The organism is Deltaproteobacteria bacterium (assembly GCA_019309045.1).
In the GTDB taxonomy this organism is placed as follows: domain Bacteria; phylum Desulfobacterota; class Syntrophobacteria; order BM002; family BM002; genus JAFDGZ01.
This window is the reverse complement of sequence record JAFDGZ010000012.1, coordinates 23,237-41,701: the sequence shown is the minus strand read 5'-3', so window position 1 is coordinate 41,701 and position 18,465 is coordinate 23,237. Positions and strand designations below refer to the sequence as shown.

At 54.4% G+C, this 18,465-nt stretch carries 19 protein-coding genes and 1 riboswitch; of the genes, 4 read left to right on the top strand and 15 right to left on the bottom strand.

The annotated features are described in order from the left end of the window. Nucleotides 1-88: 88 nt before the first annotated feature. The 5 genes from JRI89_04420 to JRI89_04400 all read right to left on the bottom strand — a co-directional run bounded on the left by JRI89_04420 (nt 89) and on the right by JRI89_04400 (nt 4,731). Nucleotides 89-1,477, bottom strand: a complete 1,389-nt coding sequence (locus JRI89_04420; GenBank protein ID MBW2070480.1) for an NAD(P)(+) transhydrogenase (Re/Si-specific) subunit beta — start codon at nt 1,475-1,477, stop codon at nt 89-91. 2 nt (nt 1,478-1,479) lie between these two features. After that, nucleotides 1,480-1,764, bottom strand: a complete 285-nt coding sequence (locus tag JRI89_04415; protein ID MBW2070479.1) for an NAD(P) transhydrogenase subunit alpha — start codon at nt 1,762-1,764, stop codon at nt 1,480-1,482. A 4-nt stretch (nt 1,765-1,768) separates the two neighbouring features. After that, on the bottom strand, nt 1,769-2,926 hold the full coding sequence (locus JRI89_04410; protein ID MBW2070478.1) for a Re/Si-specific NAD(P)(+) transhydrogenase subunit alpha: 1,158 nt from the start codon (nt 2,924-2,926) through the stop codon (nt 1,769-1,771). Between the two features lie 140 nt (nt 2,927-3,066). Continuing rightward, entirely contained in the window at nt 3,067-4,011 is a 945-nt protein-coding gene (locus tag JRI89_04405) for a patatin-like phospholipase family protein (protein MBW2070477.1), read from the bottom strand. Between the two features lie 147 nt (nt 4,012-4,158). Next, the gene (locus tag JRI89_04400) at nt 4,159-4,731 is read right to left on the bottom strand and encodes a thioredoxin family protein (protein MBW2070476.1); all 573 of its coding nucleotides are present in this window, start codon (nt 4,729-4,731) and stop codon (nt 4,159-4,161) included. 301 nt (nt 4,732-5,032) lie between these two features. Here JRI89_04400 and JRI89_04395 point away from each other — a divergent pair, with 301 nt between their 5' ends. Next, nucleotides 5,033-5,392, top strand: coding sequence for a hypothetical protein (locus tag JRI89_04395; protein ID MBW2070475.1), 360 nt, complete (start codon nt 5,033-5,035; stop codon nt 5,390-5,392). 44 nt (nt 5,393-5,436) lie between these two features. On the opposite strand, the gene JRI89_04390 is transcribed toward JRI89_04395, so the two are convergent. Together JRI89_04390 and JRI89_04385 are read right to left on the bottom strand one after the other, a co-directional pair. After that, nucleotides 5,437-6,537, bottom strand: coding sequence for a hypothetical protein (locus JRI89_04390; GenBank protein MBW2070474.1), 1,101 nt, complete (start codon nt 6,535-6,537; stop codon nt 5,437-5,439). Between the two features lie 221 nt (nt 6,538-6,758). Beyond that, a riboswitch (TPP riboswitch) is annotated at nt 6,759-6,850 on the top strand. Beyond that, nucleotides 6,840-7,757: a deoxyribonuclease IV gene (locus tag JRI89_04385; GenBank protein ID MBW2070473.1), complete on the bottom strand. Its 918-nt coding sequence runs from the start codon at nt 7,755-7,757 to the stop codon at nt 6,840-6,842. (Overlaps the previous riboswitch by 11 nt.) 159 nt (nt 7,758-7,916) lie before the next feature. Between JRI89_04385 and thiW the strand changes: the two genes are divergently transcribed. The 3 genes from thiW to thiE are packed head-to-tail and all read left to right on the top strand — an operon-like array spanning nt 7,917 to nt 11,295. Then, complete coding sequence (gene thiW / locus JRI89_04380) at nt 7,917-8,399, top strand: energy coupling factor transporter S component ThiW (GenBank protein MBW2070472.1); 483 nt, start codon at nt 7,917-7,919, stop codon at nt 8,397-8,399. After that, nucleotides 8,396-10,612 carry an ATP-binding cassette domain-containing protein gene (locus tag JRI89_04375; GenBank protein MBW2070471.1) on the top strand — a complete coding sequence of 739 codons (2,217 nt, stop codon included), beginning with the start codon at nt 8,396-8,398 and terminating at the stop codon, nt 10,610-10,612. Before thiW ends, JRI89_04375 begins: the two co-directional genes overlap by 4 nt. A 26-nt stretch (nt 10,613-10,638) precedes the next feature. Beyond that, a complete protein-coding gene (gene thiE, locus JRI89_04370) occupies nt 10,639-11,295 on the top strand; it encodes a thiamine phosphate synthase (GenBank protein MBW2070470.1) in 657 nt (218 codons plus the stop codon). Between the two features lie 202 nt (nt 11,296-11,497). Here the strand turns inward: thiE and JRI89_04365 are convergent, their stop codons facing one another. The 8 genes from JRI89_04365 to JRI89_04330 form a co-directional block, all read right to left on the bottom strand. Next, nucleotides 11,498-11,932 (bottom strand): hypothetical protein, encoded by a 435-nt coding sequence (locus JRI89_04365; GenBank protein ID MBW2070469.1) that lies wholly within the window; start codon nt 11,930-11,932, stop codon nt 11,498-11,500. An 18-nt stretch (nt 11,933-11,950) separates the two neighbouring features. Continuing rightward, nucleotides 11,951-12,457: a hypothetical protein gene (locus tag JRI89_04360; GenBank protein ID MBW2070468.1), complete on the bottom strand. Its 507-nt coding sequence runs from the start codon at nt 12,455-12,457 to the stop codon at nt 11,951-11,953. Nucleotides 12,458-12,590: 133 nt separating this feature from the next. Next, nucleotides 12,591-13,097, bottom strand: a complete 507-nt coding sequence (locus JRI89_04355) for a GNAT family N-acetyltransferase (GenBank protein MBW2070467.1) — start codon at nt 13,095-13,097, stop codon at nt 12,591-12,593. Between the two features lie 130 nt (nt 13,098-13,227). Continuing rightward, nucleotides 13,228-14,421, bottom strand: a complete 1,194-nt coding sequence (locus JRI89_04350) for an MFS transporter (protein MBW2070466.1) — start codon at nt 14,419-14,421, stop codon at nt 13,228-13,230. A gap of 202 nt (nt 14,422-14,623) precedes the next feature. After that, on the bottom strand, nt 14,624-14,917 hold the full coding sequence (locus JRI89_04345) for a GYD domain-containing protein (GenBank protein MBW2070465.1): 294 nt from the start codon (nt 14,915-14,917) through the stop codon (nt 14,624-14,626). Between the two features lie 22 nt (nt 14,918-14,939). After that, nucleotides 14,940-16,226: an AMP-binding protein gene (locus tag JRI89_04340; GenBank protein ID MBW2070464.1), complete on the bottom strand. Its 1,287-nt coding sequence runs from the start codon at nt 16,224-16,226 to the stop codon at nt 14,940-14,942. Between the two features lie 54 nt (nt 16,227-16,280). Next, entirely contained in the window at nt 16,281-17,639 is a 1,359-nt protein-coding gene (locus JRI89_04335; GenBank protein ID MBW2070463.1) for a nicotinate phosphoribosyltransferase, read from the bottom strand. A 90-nt stretch (nt 17,640-17,729) separates the two neighbouring features. Beyond that, entirely contained in the window at nt 17,730-18,251 is a 522-nt protein-coding gene (locus JRI89_04330) for a cysteine hydrolase (GenBank protein MBW2070462.1), read from the bottom strand. Nucleotides 18,252-18,465 lie beyond the last annotated feature (214 nt).

Here is an 18,465-nt window from a genome sequence, read left to right as displayed (position 1 = left end):
CTGAGGATGTGCCGCCCACCCTTAGGCCCTGAGGCTCACTGTGGCCGTCATGCAGCCGGCAGAGGGCAATCATGGAGAGCCGGGTGATTCACTGCTCTTTCAAGGCTGCTATGAGCTCACGGACCATGTCTTTGCCGTCTCCGAAAAGCATGAGAGCATTGGGCGCCGCAAACAGCGGGTTGGGGATGCCAGCAAACCCTGGACTAAGGCTCCTTTTGATGATCATCACGGTGCGCGCTTTGTCCACATCGAGTATGGGCATGCCGTAAATGGGGCTGCTGCTGTCCTCGCGAGCCGTGGGGTTGACCACATCGTTGGCGCCGATTACCAGAGCAACGTCAGCTTCCGGGAAACTGTCATTGATCTGTTCCAGGGCATAGAGCTGTTCATAAGGCACATCCGCTTCTGCCAACAGCACGTTCATGTGCCCAGGCATGCGGCCGGCTACTGGATGAATGGCATAACGCACCTCTGCGCCGCGCTGTTCCAGGAGATTGGCCAGATCGCGCACTGCATGCTGCGCCTGGGCTACAGCCATGCCGTAGCCGGGCACTATGATCACCAGTCTGGCAGTATCGAAAATCATGGCGGCTTCTTCAGGGCTGGCGCTCTTGACTTTGCCGCCGTACACTTCATCGGCTGTGGCAGTTTCCGCGGTGGGTCCAAGAGTTCCAAAGAGGACATGCACCAGAGAGCGATTCATGGCCTTGCACATGATGTTGGTGAGGATAATGCCGGAGGCTCCCACCAGGGAACCGCTGATAATGAGCACGTTGTTGCCGAGCACAAAGCCGGTGGCAGCGGCAGCCAGGCCAGAATATGAGTTGAGCAGAGCAATAACCACAGGCATGTCTGCGCCACCTATGGGTACGGTGAGCATGACACCCAGTACAGCTGCTGCTGCAACCAGAAGCCAGTAGGCCCAGAGCCCGGTAGGATTGACTACCACAAAGGCAGCAAGAAGTAGGCAGAGAGAAAAAAGCCCTCCATTGATGATTTTTTGAAGTACATCACTCTTCGGCTGCCAAAGAAGGGTTCCCTGTAATTTGGCCCAGGCCACCATGCTGCCGGTAAAAGTGGCTGCTCCAATGAGGCCGCTGGCCGTGCTGGCAACATAGAGTTGTATGGGTGGCACACTGGTCAAATCTCCCGGGGCAATAAGAGCTGTGGCCGCGACCAGGGCGGAGGCACCGCCGCCGAAGCCGTTGAAGGCTGCCACCATCTGGGGCATGGCAGTCATTTGTACGGTGAGAGCGAGATAGGCGCCGATTGCTCCGCCGACAACCAGACCAACGATAATGAGTTGATAGGTGAGGATGTGCTGGTCGAGCAGAGTGGCCAGCACCGCCAGTAGCATGCCCGAGGCCCCGAGCAGATTCCCTTGCGGGGCAGTGCGCGGTGAGGTCAGTCCTTTGAGGCCGAGGATGAAACAGATAGAAGCGATGAGATAGACAATATTGATCAGCTGTGTTCCCATGTTCAGTTCTTCTTCCTCTTGAACATCAACAACATGCGATTCGTCACCAGAAAACCGCCCACCACATTGATGGTGGCGAATATTACAGCCACCACGCCGAGAACCGCGGCAACCAGAGGTTCTTTAGAGCCAGCAGCCACGATGGCTCCCACCACCGTAATGCCTGAGATGGCGTTGGAGCCGGACATGAGGGGAGTGTGCAGTGTGGGAGGAACCTTGGTGATCACCTCGAAACCAACAAAAATGGCAAGCAGGAAGACCGTCACAGAGGTGATGAACATATCCATGAGCTCAATCTCCTTTGCCCAGAGCTGTGATTACGGCTTGGTGAACGATCTTGCCCTCGTGCGTCACCAGGGTGCCTGCCGTGATCTCATCCTCAGGGTCGATGTCAACTTTACCTTCTTTCAATAAATGCAGGAGAAAAGTAGAGATGTTCTTGGCATACATCTGACTGGCATGGACAGGTATCTCTGCCGGCAGGTTCAAGGGGCCCAGCACGGTTATTCTCTTGTAGATCACTGTTTTTCCAGGCTCGGTGACCTCGCAGTTGCCGCCCTTCTCCGCAGCCAGATCAACGATGACAGAGCCGGGCTGCATGCCCTCTACCACCTGGCGGCTGATGAGGACAGGCGCCTTCTTGCCAGGTACCGCTGCAGTGGTAATCACCACGTCGGCTGCCTGAATGCGCTGGGCCATGAGTTCCTGCTGGCGGCGATAAAATTCTTCGGATTGGGCCGCTGCATAGCCCCCAGTGCCTTCAGCAGCCTCGGTCTCCAGGTCCAGCTGGACGAATTTGGCGCCGAGGCTTTCCACCTGTTCTCTGACTTCCGGCCGGATGTCGTAGCCTTCTACTACAGCGCCCAGGCGGCGGGCTGCAGCAATGGCCTGCAGGCCGGCGACACCGGCACCAAGGACGAAGACCCGGGAAGGGGTAATGGTGCCTGCGGCAGTCATGAACATGGGAAAAATTTTGGGCAGCACGTTTGCAGCCAGGAGCACTGCTTTGTAGCCCGCAATGGTGGCCATGGAGCTCAGGGCGTCCATGCTCTGGGCCCGGGTAGTGCGAGGCATGAGCTCCATTGAGAAGACAGTGAGTCCACGCTCCGCCAGGATTTGCATCATTTCCGGCTCGGCAAGGGGCTCGAGGAAGGCAATGAGGATAGTGCCCTTGCGGAGGCAGTCGAGATCTGTCTCCGGAAAGTCGCGGTGGGCGCCGGGCCCCCGGACCATCAGTACCACGTCCGCCTCCGAAAGCAATGTCCGGCGCTCTGGCACTATGCGGGCGCCCTGGGATTGGTAGGCAGAGTCAGCATGGCCGGCCTGTTCGCCCGCACCGGCTTCCACTGCCACCTCCAGACCGGCTTTTTTCAGGGCAGAGATGGATTGAGGGATGAGGGCTACTCGTCGTTCTCCAGGGTATGTTTCTTTTGGTACGGCAGCAATCATGTCTATCCTGCGAAGAAGAAAAAGATAAATATCCAGGGAAATATAGTAGGGTTTTTGCTGGACGTCAAGTGTCCATCTCTGAGGAGCCCTACAACATTCTTGAAGCCAGGGTGCAATCGAGGAAATCTCTCGGCAGCGTTTCAGCCCAGCAGCTTTCGTATGCGGGGCAGCACCTGCTCCAGGGCTGCCTCTCCGGCAGCGATAACTTCCTGGGCCCGATGAAATTCGAGCAGGCCCACGTGGGCTAGAGGAGGCGAAATGAGGATATCAGGGGGGTCAATGGTCAGGCGGTGGTTGGTGATGCAATCCTGCATGATGTGAAGAGAGGTGACCAGAACATGGAAAAGGGAGGGTCCGCGTTCGGCAGAATCACTGCCAAGGCGTTCAAAGAAAAGTGATTTCCCCCGGCGCAAACCATGGTTGAGTGAAGAGGAGATGAGATGGCCCAATCTGGGCGCGCCCTGCCTGGTTTTACGTTTTCTGGCTCGACGCTCTTTCTGCACCTGGCTGCGGCTGACCAGGCCAGTGTTGAGATTCACGGCGATTACCACCTGCGCCCCCATGGCCCGACAAAGACTCACGGGGATGGGGTTTACCAGGCCGCCATCCACCAGCCAACGACCTTTCAGCAAAGTGGGGGTAAATATGCCCGGCATTGCGATGCTCGCCCGCAGAGCCTCAAAGAGTGGGCCCTGCGTCAGCCAGACTTCTTCGCCTGACAGCAGGTCTGTGGAAACTGCCCCGAAGGGAAGGGGCAGTTCTTCTATGGCCCGGTAGCCGATTTGTTCTGTAAAGAAAGCGGCCATCTTTTCACCTTCAATGAGGCCGGACCTGGGAATAGTAATATCCACAAACTTCAAGATATCCGACCAGTCCAACTTTCTGGCCCAGGACTCCAGCGAATCCAGTGCTCCAGCTGCAAAAGCGGCGCCCACCACAGCTCCTATCGAGGTTCCACTTATGATGTGCACGGCGATGTTCTCCCTTTGCAGACCTCGCAGCACGCCGATGTGGGCCCAGCCACGGGCCGAACCGCTGCCGAGGGCGAGACCTATGCTAGGCCTGGTTGTCATCTCTAAGAACATTCAGCCTGGGGCTGCTGTGGTGCAGGGTGTAGACAAAGTGGGAAAGTTGATGTATTGAGAAAAGGAGCTCCGAAGGGGCTCTGGCCTGGGAAGCACTGGAGGTCATATGGGCTGCCGGTGCTGAAGGGGCATATCGGTTCGGGCGTCTCAATTGCACGTGCCGCTCCTGGCAAACTCGTGGAATGATATCTTGGTCAGATAGCATTTTTTCTGAATGTAGCTGAGAACGGTGAGAAACTGAGAAGCAGGCATGTACCCGGGGATCATGGTGATCGGTTGGCCACTGGCGTCGAGGAACACCTGGGTGGGAAAGGCTGTTACCCCGAAGTAGCGGCTGAAATCGGCATTGGAGAAAGTCTTTCCCTGGTAGCGAAGACGGTGGCTGTTGCTGTCTGCCTCCAGGCGCACAGAGACGAAATTTTCCGCCAGCATTCTTGCCACCTTACGGTTTTGCAAAGTATCGTGGTTAAACTTCTTGCAGTAGAGGCACCATTCAGTGTAAAAATGAATGAACAGAGGTTTGTTGTTGCTCTGAGCTTTGGCGAGGCCGTCGTCGAAGTCCAGCCATTTCACCTGTACTCGGCCAGGGGTTGCCATTGCCGCCCCTTCGGTCAGAGATGTAGATCTCTGCTTCTCATTCGAAGGCTCCCTGCCGCAGGAGATACAGAGAAAAATAAAGACCACAAGAGCCAGAGCGCGTAATCGATAGAAAAATACCATAGAAGTCAGCCTGTCTTTATTTCAGTCGAAGCGAACAATAATCGAAACGGCAAAAAATGGCAAGGGGTTGAGCAGTACCCTTTCTGGGCCGGCTGTGTTGACCAGGCAGCAAGGCGGCCAGGGGCTGTGCTTGTTATCTGGGAATGACAGGCAACTCTTGTGCAGTTCAGGGATGGCTGGCAGGGCTGGATCTCAACAGGAGAAGTCCTTGATTTAAAAAGTCTTTCCAGGAGTTTTCTGCACCGATTGACCGGGACATAAACAACTAGGATCACACTGCTCTCAGGAGGGAGGAATAGACATGCAGGTTGAAATGCGTTCGCGAGGGGAGCCTCCAGATCCCAAGGATATCGCTCAGGAAATTCTCAACGGCGCCTCGTTTGATCGGGTACAGAAGAAATATGGCATCAAGATGAGGAGTCAGCTTCTTGATCTCTACAGCAAGGGACTGAGTCTGCTGCAAGAAATTCCAACCGTAGAGCCAAGGGGTCGCCGCAGACAGGCAAACGTTATCACAACCTCTTGCCGCAGAGCAATTGGCGCCAGCGGCACCATTACCCTGACCAGATCGCTGCTGCTGGATGAGCTTGGCTTCAAAGAGGGAGATACCTTTGCCATATCGAGAAGGGATAATGCCATTATTCTTGATAAGATTGATTGATGGCCTGAATTCCCCACCAGCAGACTTTTCATAATACTGCCGACCTAGGAGAGCCTCTTGCGGTAAAGGGCCACGATGCCCTGGCCGGCCAGATCTGGATCGATCAGCTGCAGGCCTTCATACTGCGGCAGAACCTTGTTGAAGCCGTATACCAGATACAGAGCGCCAGCTTTTGCTTCTCTGGCGATCTTTGCAGCAAAAAGATCGTGGAGAGTAATGTAGGTGTAAAAGACGTCAACGTCTGAGAAGTGCACTCCAAGCTTCTTCTTGAACTCGACATACGGCTCACTTTGCAGGGAGTCGCCCGAGAGTAGGGTAACATTCCCCGGCACAGGCAAAAGAAAGGCATCCTCGAGGCGGGCTTGCAGCTTGGCCAGGCGACCATCTGCTTCGGCCAGGATCTCCCCGTCAATTTCGATCCCCAGAGAATATTTGACGAAATAACTCAGGAGAATGTTAACCCTGCCATCGGCGCATCCCAGGTCAAGGAAGACAGTGCGCTGCGCCTCCAGCAACCCCTGCGACTGCAGTGCCCTGACACAGCTTGTGAGTTTTGTCAGGTCAGTGGATTTGCGATAGCCTTCAAAGCCTTCATAGCCATACTTGCGGGCATTGTAGAAATCTGTGATCGTGGCGATAGTCTGAGCCAGCTGGCTCCTCCTGATGTATTCTTTGATCTTCTCATGGAGCAAAAAAGTGGTCTCCAGTTCCACTCCAGCAGAGTGCTGGAGACTGTGCAGGGCCTGCGCTGAAAGCTCCTGACGTGCCGCTTGACAGAGATAGTTGACGCAGAGCACATGGCGAGCCAATAGGGTGCAGCCCCTGGGGCCGAGAAAGAAGCAGCTGTCAGCACGGTGCTGTTCGTCTGACAGCTGGCAGCCGAGAAGAAGATTTATCAGCAGGAGAATTTCATTGTATCTGTTCTCGATGCCCTTGCCGCAACAGCTACCTCCTTCCAGTTCTTCACATCTCTTGCAGATTTCCACCAATCCCACCTGCCGCATGGTCTGCCGGCTGGCATGCAGGTTCTGCTGCAGTGTCTCCAGCAAAGTTCTTATGGAGTTTTCCTGCAAGAGTCTTTTCGACCATACCTGGCAGAGGAGTCTCGCCCGCTGCACCTTTTGCTGAATAGAAAGAGAGTCCATGCTGATGAAGATCCTCCCGGCGCCACAGTCTGGTTCAACAGTGTTGTAGGACCCTGATTACTATGTGGAATGGCTGCTCCGTCCAGAGCTCTGTGGCGAGAGACGGACTTGCCAATAAGATGTCCCAGCAAGGACAATTTATACTAACTCTGTTTCGAAAAAAGTGAAATCTTATAATTCTGAAAGTTTGACATCCGGCTAATTGCAGAGCATAATTACTACTGCAGCCGAGGGGGTGCCCACAAGGGCTGAGATCAAACCCCTGGAACCTGATCCGGACAATACCGGCGGAGGAATCGGCACTACATGGATGCGTTACCTGAGGCTGCTCTGCTGGCGAGCAGCCTTTTTTGCTGGAAGGTGGCCGGGCTGTCAGCATGGAGCGAGCGAAGGGTGTCGAGATTCTTGCGGTCCTCGAGCAGGGTCTGCCCCTTTGGTGTTTCCAGCACCATGGGATGTGTCTGAAAGCGGGGGTCGTTGACGAGCAGCTGGAAGCCAGCCAGGCCGATGTGGCCAGCACCGATATGCTGATGCCTGTCCACCCGGGAGCCCAGGGGGCGCCTGGAGTCGTTGAGGTGGATAAATTTGAGCTGCTGCAAGCCCACAATTTTGTCAAAAGCGGAGAAGGTTGCCTCGTAGGCCTTGCGGCTGCGAAAATCATAGCCGGCAGCAAAGATATGACAGGTGTCCAGGCAGACGCCGAGCATGTGGCTGTAGCGGCTGTTCTCCAGGATGTAAGCTATCTCTTCGAAGCTTGACCCGAGGTTGGTGCCCTGGCCTGCTGTTGTTTCAATAAGTATGGTCACCTGGCTCACAGCGGCGGCAGAGATGGCCTGGTCGAGGTTGCGGACATATCGTTTGAGACCGGCTTCTCTGCCCTGCCCTAGATGAGAGCCAGGGTGAGTAATGAGAAATGGAATCTGGAGAGCTTCCAGGCGCTGCAGTTCTCCTGCGAAGGAGAGCATGGACTTGTCGAGCAGTTCTCCTGGTGGAGCAGCAAGGTTGGTGAGATAGGAGTCGTGAGCTGCCACCGGCATAGGGTGCATCTGCCGCCGGTACTGCTGGAATTTTTGGATTTCCTCAGTTGAGAGAGGCGGGCTGCGCCACTGCCTCTGGTTTCTGGTGAAGATCTGCAGAGTATCGCCCTGTACTTCCTGGATTCGCTGAAAGGCGAGATGAAGGCCGCCCGCAATGGACATGTGAGCACCGAACAAGGGCATGAGGTTCCTCCCTGGCGAGCGTTGTTGGAGGAAAAAATAGCCTGGATAGGTGTGGCTGTAAAGGGCTGCCTTACAGTGGCGGCTCGGCAAACGATTGGAATTGGCTTGCCCGGAGGCAGCAGAATGCTGCCAACGGTGTAGAGCGAGGGGAGAGGTGTCGTGAAGTCGAAAGATGTGGCCCGAGCAGTAGTGCTGGTGGCGATTGCTGTGGCACTGTCACCATTTTTCATTCCGGTTGGCATCTCCAAATGCTTCCCGGCGCAGCATATGGTGAATGTCTTGAGTGCTGTGCTGCTCGGCCCCTGGTATGCCGTGTGCATCGCCGGTATTGCTGCTGTTATTCGAAATATTCTAGGGCTGGGGACCATCCTTGCTTTCCCGGGCGGCATGATCGGCGCTTTGCTGGCAGGACTGGCCTACCGATGGTCGAAAAACATCTATCTAGCTGGTCTGGGAGAGATTGTGGGCACTGGTTTGCTGGGCTCGCTGGCCAGCGTTTGGATAATTGCTCCGGTGTTCATGGGCAGGACCATGGCTGCGGCGAGCCTGATGATTGCCTTCAGTATCAGTACCATCGGCGGCACCATCATAGGGATCGTTGCTCTGCATTTGCTGCGCAAAGGAAAGGTCTGGGAACCGTGATCGAATTCACAGGCGTATGGTACAGCTATCCAGACTCTGAATGGGTTCTCAAAGGGCTCGAGCTGACGGTTTCTCCAGGCGAATACCTGCTGGTCTGCGGGGCCAGTGGTTCCGGTAAATCCAGCCTGGCATATCTCTGCAATGGTCTTATTCCGCACTTTTTTGGAGGCACTTTACAGGGCTCGGTGCAGATAGAGGGCTGCAGCACCACTGAGAAAAGCGTAGCTGAGCTTTTTCCCCGGGTGGGGCTGGTGCTGCAGAACTGTGAAGCACAGCTTTTTAACAGCACAGTGCAAAACGAACTTGCCTTTGGTCTGGAAAGTCTGGGGTGTTCCGGGGCTGAAATTGAGCAGCGCATAGAGAAAGTTTGCCAGACCCTGGGAATAACATCCTTGCTAGAGCGCGATACCGCGCAGCTTTCAGGTGGAGAAAAGCGACTGGTGGCAATTGCTTCGGTGTTGTGTCTCGAGCCAGCAGTGATTGTGGTGGACGAACCCTATGGAGACCTGGACTGGCTCTCTATGACGCGGGTCAGAGCGGCCTTGCGGTCAATTCGCCAGCAGGGGACTACCGTAATTGTCATTGAACAGACAGTTGGTCCTTTTCTGGATGATGTTGATCGCTGCCTTATCATGGAAGGGGGAGAAGTGCTCCTGGTGGAGCGGCCGGAGTTTGCCCGGGAAGTATTGCGTGATCTGCACCTGTTGCCCCGGTATCCCGAGGAGAAAAAAGGGGTTGCCAGCAGCGACACCATACTGGAGGTGCGCGATCTTTGCTGCCGTTTTGACAACAGAATGATTCTAGAGGATATATCTTTTGATCTGAGGGCAGGAGAGACAATTGCCATTGTGGGCCGCAATGGCTCCGGCAAGACAACATTGATCAAACACTTGAACGGACTTCTCACTCCTGCCGGTGGGGAAGTCAGATTTCTCGGAGAAAGAGTGGCTGAGAAATCTGCTGAAGAGATGGCAGCTCTTGTGGGACTTTGCTTTCAGAATGCCAACGACCAGTTTTTCAAGTATCGAGTTAGAGATGAGATCATGGTGGGCCCTGAAATGCTGGCCAGGGAAGACAGGGAGCTTTTTTCTTCAATCTGCCATATTCTCGAATTGGAAGCACTGCTTGACCGTTCGCCTTACAAACTGAGCGAAGGAGAAAAGAAGCGGGTGGCCATCGCTTCCATCCTAGCGCTGGCTCCAAGAGTTCTAGTGCTCGATGAGCCCACAGCAGGGCAGGATGGTCGTTTTCGCGAGACTCTCGCCCACAAGCTTAGAGCTTCTGAAAAAAACGGCATGAGCGTGGTAGTGGTGACTCACGATCTCGATTTTGCCAGAGCAGTGGCTTCGCGCTGGCTTGTTCTCCACGATGGTAGGTTGGTGGCTGATGGTCCCCCGGAAGAACTGTGTGCCGATGAGGGACTCGTCCGGGCAGGGGCGCTGGAATGTCAGGAAAAGAGTGCTGTTGGCAAGGCTGCAGCCAATGACACAGGGGTTGAGCGTCCTGTTGAGGGGCACCAACGGCATAATCTGCTGAGAAAAGAAAGGGCCGAGCTGCTCGATCCCAGGACCAGGCTTGCCCTGGGGCTGCTGGGTATTGTGGCGGTGTTCATTGCCACGAGACCAACGACTCTCTTCCTGGAACTTGGCGCAATACTGGCTGTTGTGGCTGCTCTCGGCTCTGGCAGGAAGTGGCTTGCTTCTCTCAAAATGATGGCCCCTGTAGCAGGGCTGGTATTTGCCATCGGCCTTGTTGCCTTTGGTCTGCAGCCGGCTGTTCTGCTCACTGTGAGGCTCGTCAATCTGTTGAATGTGTCCTTTATCCTCTTTAGCTCCATTAGCACCGATGAGATGGGACAGGCACTCGGCAAGCTGCGCTTGCCTTTCGAGATCACTTTTATTCTGACTACCGCCATGCGCTATGTGCCCCTCATCAAGAGGAAAATGAAAAATATTATGGAGGCACAGCGGTCCAGGGGCATCGATCTCAAGCTGCGGTTGAGAAATGCCAGAAATCTTGCTGCCCTGCTCATGCCGCTTCTGGTGCAGACATTCGTTCTGGCTGACGAGCTGGCTCTGGCCATGGAATCCCGCGGCTTCAGCAGGAAGGAGCGCAGCTCCTGGAGGGAACTCCATCTCTGCCTGTGGGAATACGGCGTTATGCTCGCTGCTGTGGCGCTGCTGGCAGTGTTCTACTGGGGGGAAAGAGGCTGAAACTGACAGAGGAATAGACACAGGACATGAACAGAGAAATCAGACGGCAAATGTTTGCCAGGGTGGATATCTATCCGGTAACCTGCGAACATCTCTCTGGCGGCAGATCCAACATGGAGGTGCTGGAGGAGATACTCAAAGGTGGCGCTCGCATTGTCCAGCTTAGAGAGAAGGAGTACTCCAGGCGCGCCCTGTATGAGATGGCGATTCACTTCAGAAGACGGACCGCCAGTGAAGGTGTTCTGTTCATAATCAATGACCATCTTGACATAGCTCTGGCCGTGGAAGCCGATGGTGTTCATCTTGGCCAGGATGATCTTCCGGTGGCAGTTGCCAGAAAGCTGGCACCTGAGCTGCTCATCGGTGCTTCCAGCCATTCCCTGGAACAGGCACTGCAAGCTCAACAGGAGGGCGCCGACTATGTCAATATCGGCCCCATATTCCCCACCGGCACCAAGAAAGGGCTGAAATCTTTCCTGGGGCCTGATGCTATTGAAACAATCGGTTCTCGACTGGATGTGCCTTTTACGGTTATGGGCGGCATAAATGAGGCCAATCTGGATGAGGTGCTGCGCAGGGGAGCTCGGCGGGTGGCAATGATCAGCGCCATTACCCGGGCAAAAGACATCGCTGCCACTGTAAGGCTGTTGCGGGAAAGAATTCTGAGGCAGAGTGCTCCTTGACTGGGATGGCTGCGGCCGCTGGCGCAAGGGCGACAAAAGCTGGCCGGGCTGCTGGTGGCAGAATAAAGTGAGGGCTTCCATGGGCGGCAGCCCTCGTCAGGAAAAGACACACAAGGAACCTGCCCGGGTAATTTTTCTGAATTTAGGCAGACTCTCTTGAATAACTTCAAGAGTTGACAAAAATTATAGCTGTCTGGAGGTCTTACAGTGGTGTGCAGGCACCAAACACAACAAAGGCCACCTCTTCGCCCGAAGCTGTAAGTATAGCTTTGCCTGTTTCTTCAGAAATGGCCATGGTCCAGCCGATGCCGTCTCTGACGCCCTCCACACCATCTTCTGCTCCCTGGAGCATGAGTTTACCGTCAACCACCTTCATGCTCTGAATGTCGCTGCCTTTCTTGCCTGCGGTTTTCCGTGCAGGGGTCACTTTCTTGGCTTTGAAATCGATTTTGAGAAACTGCGGCAAAGAAATGCTCTCCGCCGTTACCTCGTCACAGCTCCCCTGAGGGCTGCACTCGAAGACCTTGATTGCAGAAAAGAGCAACGGTTTGGAGCCGTCAAAGTCGCCGGCTGTGGCCGAGGTGGTGATAAAGCAGATCCCCAGAAAGATCAGACCAATTACAGTCCACTTGCTCATAATTTCCTCCAAAATTTCTTACTGTACTGAATAGCCTTTGCCTTCGAGGCATGCCTTGTAGGCGCGATTGTAAGCATTGCGTTTGTGGGCGTACTGTGCCGCCTGCTGTTCGGCCCATTGTTGTCGTGCTCGCTCCTGTTCCTGTTTCTGCCTGTGGCTCCTCACGCCACCTATGGTAGCGCCGCCGAGCCCACCTATCAGGGCTCCCTTCTTGGCGCCTTTCTTGCCGCCGGCTATGGCTCCAATTCCTGCTCCCAGCAGGCCGCCGCCCACACCGCCTCTTACGGCTCCGCCTGCGGTGCTGCCCTCATACTTGGGAGGCGGGGCCGAGGTGGCCCGAGGGGTTTGCATGGGATCGAAGCCAGTCTGGCCTTTGGCCCAGTTGTAGCACTCAAACTTGTCCTTCTCCATCTGCTGCTGGCTCTGTCCCTTGGCAGGGTAAACCATGAAATCTTGAGCCAGGACTTGGCCGGCAAGAAACATGATCGCAGCCACTGCAGCCAGCAGGCCCACTGTCTTTCTCATCTCAAAACTCCTTCCTGTTGTGTTGTTTGCTGGATGAGGTCAAGCGATTTCCAGTAACTTTTATCATTTTTCCATAGGCAGTACAAGAAATGGAACGATAGCATTATCGCTGCCGGCTGACAATGAGTTTGGGTTATTTTTGCGCCATTTTCTTCATTTCCGTAGACAATCTGCTGAGTTCTTTGAGCAAAGACTGGTAGTACCTTTTCTCTGTATTATGAAAACTGCGATAGAAGTAGCCGGTCAGTTTCACCTGAATGCCGCGCTGTTGATATTGCCTTGCCATGTGCTCGGCTATCTTATGGTTGACACTGGTAAAAGAAAGATTGTCCAGGGAGAGTTCGTCCATGAGAAATTTTGTGAGGTCATAAAGCAAGTAGCTGTGGTTTCGGTACTGCGGCCTGACAAAGATGTGCCAGAGGTGGAGGGTGGGGTTTCGCGGCATGAAGGATGCCATGAAAGTGGCAAAACCAGCAGGTTCGTCATTTGAGAGAAGGACAAAGGTGTGGATGTTGTCAATATCCCGAAGAAGGCCGACCACTTCAGGGAGCATGTTCTCATACCCCATGGCAGCGAGAAACTCTGGCACCATGGGAAGTACAATAGCAAGGATGTCGGCCTCATTGTCCAACAGACGCACATCTTCACCGAACTTCCTGGCTAGCCGCTTGTGGAATCTCTTGCTGGTAAGAATGGTGTTCTCCTTTCCTTTAAAAGGTTTGTGCCGATTATCCTCGTTTCATAGTAGCCGGCTCTGAAGTTGGCATGTTTCATCTCGGCGAAGACGCGGGGCACTCATGGGGCGCTGGCAATTTCAAGGAGAGCGACAGGACGAAGCCTGAGAGTATCAAAAGGCCCACTACAATAAATCCTCCTGCAAAAGAGCCCCGATCTGCCATGATGCCGATGCCTGTGGGGATGGCACCTGCCCCCAGGACGAAAGCAAAGGGGATTGTTAGTGAAATCGCTACATTACGTGAGCTAGGTGGTTCGAGGCACGACAGGGCCGCAAGTCCGGCTGGAAAAAAGGAGACGGCCAGCAATGGCTGGATGAAAACAATGATCACGATACCTCTGCTCGGCACTGCGCCCAGGAGCACTGTGGAAACAGCTGTAAGAAGAAAGACGCCCGAAATGGTGCGCTTGGCGCCAAAGCGGTCTGTTGCCCAGCCAGCCACAAAGGCCATCAGCAGCCCGGAGATGCGGGAAAGTCCCACGAGGGTGTTGGCCCAGGAGCGGTCAAAGCCTCTTTCGGTAACCAGATAGAGGGGAAGCATGGCGTAGACTCCCAGGCTGGCTCCAATTGCCAGCCCGAAGAGCAGAGTGGTGATCCAGAAGGCAGGTCGGGCAAGCAGTGACTTGACAAAGGCCATCTGGGGCGCTCTGCCGAGGAACTGTCCACCTCTGCCGAAGCAGAAGTAGATCAGACCCACCACAAGAGAGGCTCCACCCAACAGGGCCAGCACCGTTCTCCAGAAAAACCAGTGCAGCAGAACCTCGGCTATTAGCGGCGCTGCCACAGCTGCCAGATTAGGGGCAATTTCATGGATAGCCAGGGCCTTGCCCCATTTTTCCGGGCTGACCAGAGAAGTGAGAGTCGAGATGCCCGAGGGTAGATAGAGTCCGGCAGCCAGGCCAAGGAGAAACAACCCCAAGCGCACCTCCAGGAGGTTGCTGCTGCGCGACACAGCCAGAAGGGCGGCACCAACAGCAGTGGCAGAAATAATGATGGTTGTCCTGTGAGTGAGACGAGAAGCCACAAAGCCGGATGCCAGCAGAGAGAGAAAATAGCCAACAGATATGAAAAAGAAAAGTGAGCCTGCCATGGTGTGGCCTATGTGCAGATCCTGTTCAATGGTGGGCAGCAAAGGGGCAAGGGTAATCCTGGCAAGGAAGTTGAGAAAAAAGATCGCCGCCAATAATAGAATAGCACTCAGATGTGAACGGAGAGACTGGGGCTGCAATTGTTGAGGAGTGTTTGCCTCGGGGGTGCTGGGAATATCTTGCAACTTCTTCAGCTTCCTTGAATCATTTTGACAGTGAAACCTGTCATGGCCGTGTTGCAACAGGCCGCAAAAATTCCTTTTACCTGGACATCAATGAAGATATCCAGGCCAGGCAGCAATGATATAGATGGTAAAGCACGAACTCTGGATGTTTTCAGCCCTATGGCAGCTTTTTCACCAGCTCTGCCAGCTCATCTCTGCTGAAGGCACGCAAAGTGGTTGTCCGCACATCTCCGCTGGCGCCCAGTCTGAGAAGGAAAGCCATGGCAACTTCATCGTTGGGAGCTTCCCCGATGGCCACGTAGTCATATTCTCCCATGGTTGCGTAAAAGGAAATCAGCTTCCCTCCCATATCCTCCAGGTTCTTGATGGCCTTGTCAATGCGTTTAGGGGCAATTTTCACCGCTCTGATGGCATCGTCAGTCAATTTTGCCAGTATGACATACCTAGGCATGGTCCTCCTCCTTCGGTTCTGGTTAGTCCCATTTCCTGAGATCAATTATACGTTTTTCGGGTTCACTTATTTCATCTTCCTGGACAAAGGCCACATCAGCCCTCAGTTTCAGCACACTGCGAGCCCTGTCCTGCAATTTGCCGGCAAAATCCTCACGGGAAGACGGCTCCTGGCGCAGGACAACCTGCAGAGTAAGGGTGTCCTGGTTGGCCGACCGATTGACCACGGCCTGGGCAAGGTTGATTTCTGGGAAAGCAGCTGTCAGTTCATCTATCTGGGAGGGGTGAATGAACATGCCCCGAACTTTGGTGAGCTGGTCCACTCTGCCCACCAGTTTCATCAGGCGGGGCGAAGAACGGCCACAGTCACAGGGTGTATCTTCGTAATATGAAAGGTCGCCGGTGCCGAAGCGAATGAGAGGATAGACCTCGTTGTCCAGAAGGGTGACCACCACCTCGCCAACTTCACCAGGGCCAAGCTGGGCCCCGGTATCCGGGTCCACAACCTCAATGAGGCGGTGTTCGGCAAAGTGCATGCCGTTTTGTGCCTGGCACTCATAGGCAATGGCTCCCACGTCTGCTGTGGCATAAAACTGTCGCACCGTAATGCCATAATGATGCTGCAGGGTTGTCCGGGCGCTGCTGCTGAGCATTTCTCCGGCAGTGACCGCCGTTTGCAGGTGAAACTCCCGGCGAAAGTCTTTGCCACTCTGCTCGGCGCGTTCGATCAGAGTCTGCAAGAAGCTGGGCACGCCGATATAGCCATTGATGCGCAGTTCTTGCAGCAATTGCAGCTGGGTTTCTGTATTGCCCACGCCGCCCGGGATCACTGTGCAGCCTATGCCGGTGAGGGCCTCGTCGCACATGAGGCCTCCGGGCGTCAGGTGGTAGGAGAAGGTGTTCATCACCCGATCGCCAGCGCGAAAGCCGCAGTTGTAAAAACACGACTGCAGCCGCCAGTAATCCGGCTGCCGTCCCTCAGGATCAAAGATTGGCCCTGGCGAAGTATAGATCCTCCTGAGTTCTCCAGGATCCACAGCGAGAAAGCCGCCAAAAGGTGGAGTCGCCTGCTGCAGTTGGCGCATTTTTGCCTTCGAGGTAATTGCCAGCTTCTGGAGATCCTCAATGTTCTGCACCTCTGTGGGCTCGATTCCAGCGGCAAGGAACTTTTGCCTCATGGCCTCGGAGCGTTCATAGGCAAAGCGCACCATCTTTTGAAGTTGTTGTTGCAAGAGTTGTTCTTTTTCTTCCCATGGCATGGTCTCGAGGTGTTCGTCGTAAAAAGAAACGGCACGTTCTGGTCTGGTCATGGGTTCAGTCCTGTGATTGAGGGGTGAGCATCAAGCACTAGCAAGATATGACCATCATAAGGGTTTGGCCAGTTCTTGCTGGTGAATCTTCAACTGGACCTGATCCTGGAGCGCCTGCAACTTTGCAGTGATGCCCACGGGGTAGTTGCGAGTGCCCTGGAGGCTCTTGTAAATGTCCGGCAGTTGAGCAAATTCCTGGCGGAATCTCTGTTGAATCTGGTTCGTCGGTTCATTTGGCAGCAGCCGTTTTCCTTGCTGCATGGCCACTACCAGCAGAGCATCGGCGTCAGCAACGTCTTCATCCCGCAAGCCGATAAGATCACTGCGGAACATGCCATGCTCATCATACTGGCGGAACACCTGCTTGGGTCCAGCCAGCGAAACCTTGCCGCTGCTCAGTTTGAGGACCGGACGGCCGTTGTACTGGACCATCTTGTAGGCAGCATCCAGATAGGGTGCGTCCGCCGAAACGCCCAGTTTGGTGCCCACGCCAAAGGCGTCGATACAGGCACCTGCCGCAAGTATCTCCTGGATCTTGAACTCGTCAAAGCCCCCACTGGCGAAGATCTTTACTTCGGGAAAGCCAGCATCGTCTAGAATCTTCCTGACCTGGCGGCTGAGTTGCACCATGTCGCCGCTGTCTAGACGGACGGCCCTGAGGGCCTTGCCAGCAGCACGCATCTCTTCAGCCACCTTCACTGCTTTGCGAGCTCCGGCCAGTGTATCATAGGTGTCAATGAGCAGGATAGTGTTGTCTGGGAAAGATTTGGCAAAAGCGCGAAAGGCATCGATTTCTCGGTCGAAACTTTCAACATAAGAGTGGGCCATGGTTCCATAGATGGGCAGGTCGTAAATTTTGCCGGCCTGGACGTTGCTGGTGCCGAGGAAGCCGCCGATGTAGCTCGATCTTGCTGCTTTGAGGCCGGCGTCCATACCCTGGGTTCTTCGCAGGGAGAAGTCTACCAGTCTCCTATCGTCTGCAGCGTGGACGCAGCGGGAAGCCTTGGTGGCGATGAGAGAGGCAAAATTCATGGTATTGATCACGTAGGTCTCTACTAGCTGGGCCTGAATAACAGGTGCGGTAATTTCCAACAATGGTTCGTTGCAAAAAAAGATTCTTCCTTCCGGTATTGCTCTCACTTCGCCAGTGAAGCGCAGCTTTTCCAGGTACTGCAAGAAATCGCTGCGGAAAAGAGAGGTCTGCTCGAGATACTCCAGATCATCCTCATGGAAATAAAAAGACTCGAGATAATCTAGGAGTTCGTGAAGCCCGGCGCAGACGAAGTAAGAGCGGTTCGGCGGATAGCTGCGCACATAGAGGCTGAAGGTTGCCGGGGCGAACATGTCTTGGGCAAAGTAACTGGCGGCCATGGTGAGCTCGTAGAGATCAGTCATGATTGCCCGGCCGCGCATTTCATCCGGGCCCATAGAAGCACTCCCAAATAATGGTATAAGGATTGGACTGGAAGAAAATTTGACGCCCCAGAGAAGGCTGTGAGGTACTCAGAGGACCTCTGCCTTATAAATCTTTGCCATTCGCTCTAGGGAAAACTGGTGCATTCTCTCGTCGAAATCGGCCACGCCATCTCGAAACACCTTTACCGGATAATCACGATTTCGCAACCCCCCTACCGTGTCCATCACACAGATGGATGTGCATACTCCTGTGACCACTACTTCAGTGATATGGTGGTCCTCGAGGATATCTTCCAGTGGTGTTTGAAAGAAACCACTATATCTCCGCTTCTGCACCACGATATCTCCCGGTCGAGGAGCTAGTTCCGGGATGATTTCATGGCCCCAACTACCGTCGATTGAGTGGGGAGGGAAGATTTCAAATTCCTTGTCATCTTCCGAGTGCGTGTCTTGCAAGTATATTACCACGTCCCCCCGTGAACGGTGAGAGTCAATCAGCTTGGCGATGAAAGGGATGATGCGGCGTGCTGGCTCACCGCAGTATAAAGCGCCCTTGGGATCTACGAAATCGTTGAGCATATCCACCACGATGAGGGCCTTCCTTGCCATGCCAACCTCCTCATCTACCCAGGCCAGCCATGATTTCTGGATATAATTTGCTTTAGTTAAATATTTTACCCTGTTTAGCAGAAAGGGGACAAGGGTTCAAGATAATTATCTAATTCACAAAGTCAGGGTAAAAAGGCGCCTTTCTGAAACCTCAAAAGAGCAGACCTTATTTTGCCTGATCTACTTACACTCCTGGATCTTCTTCTTTATGTGT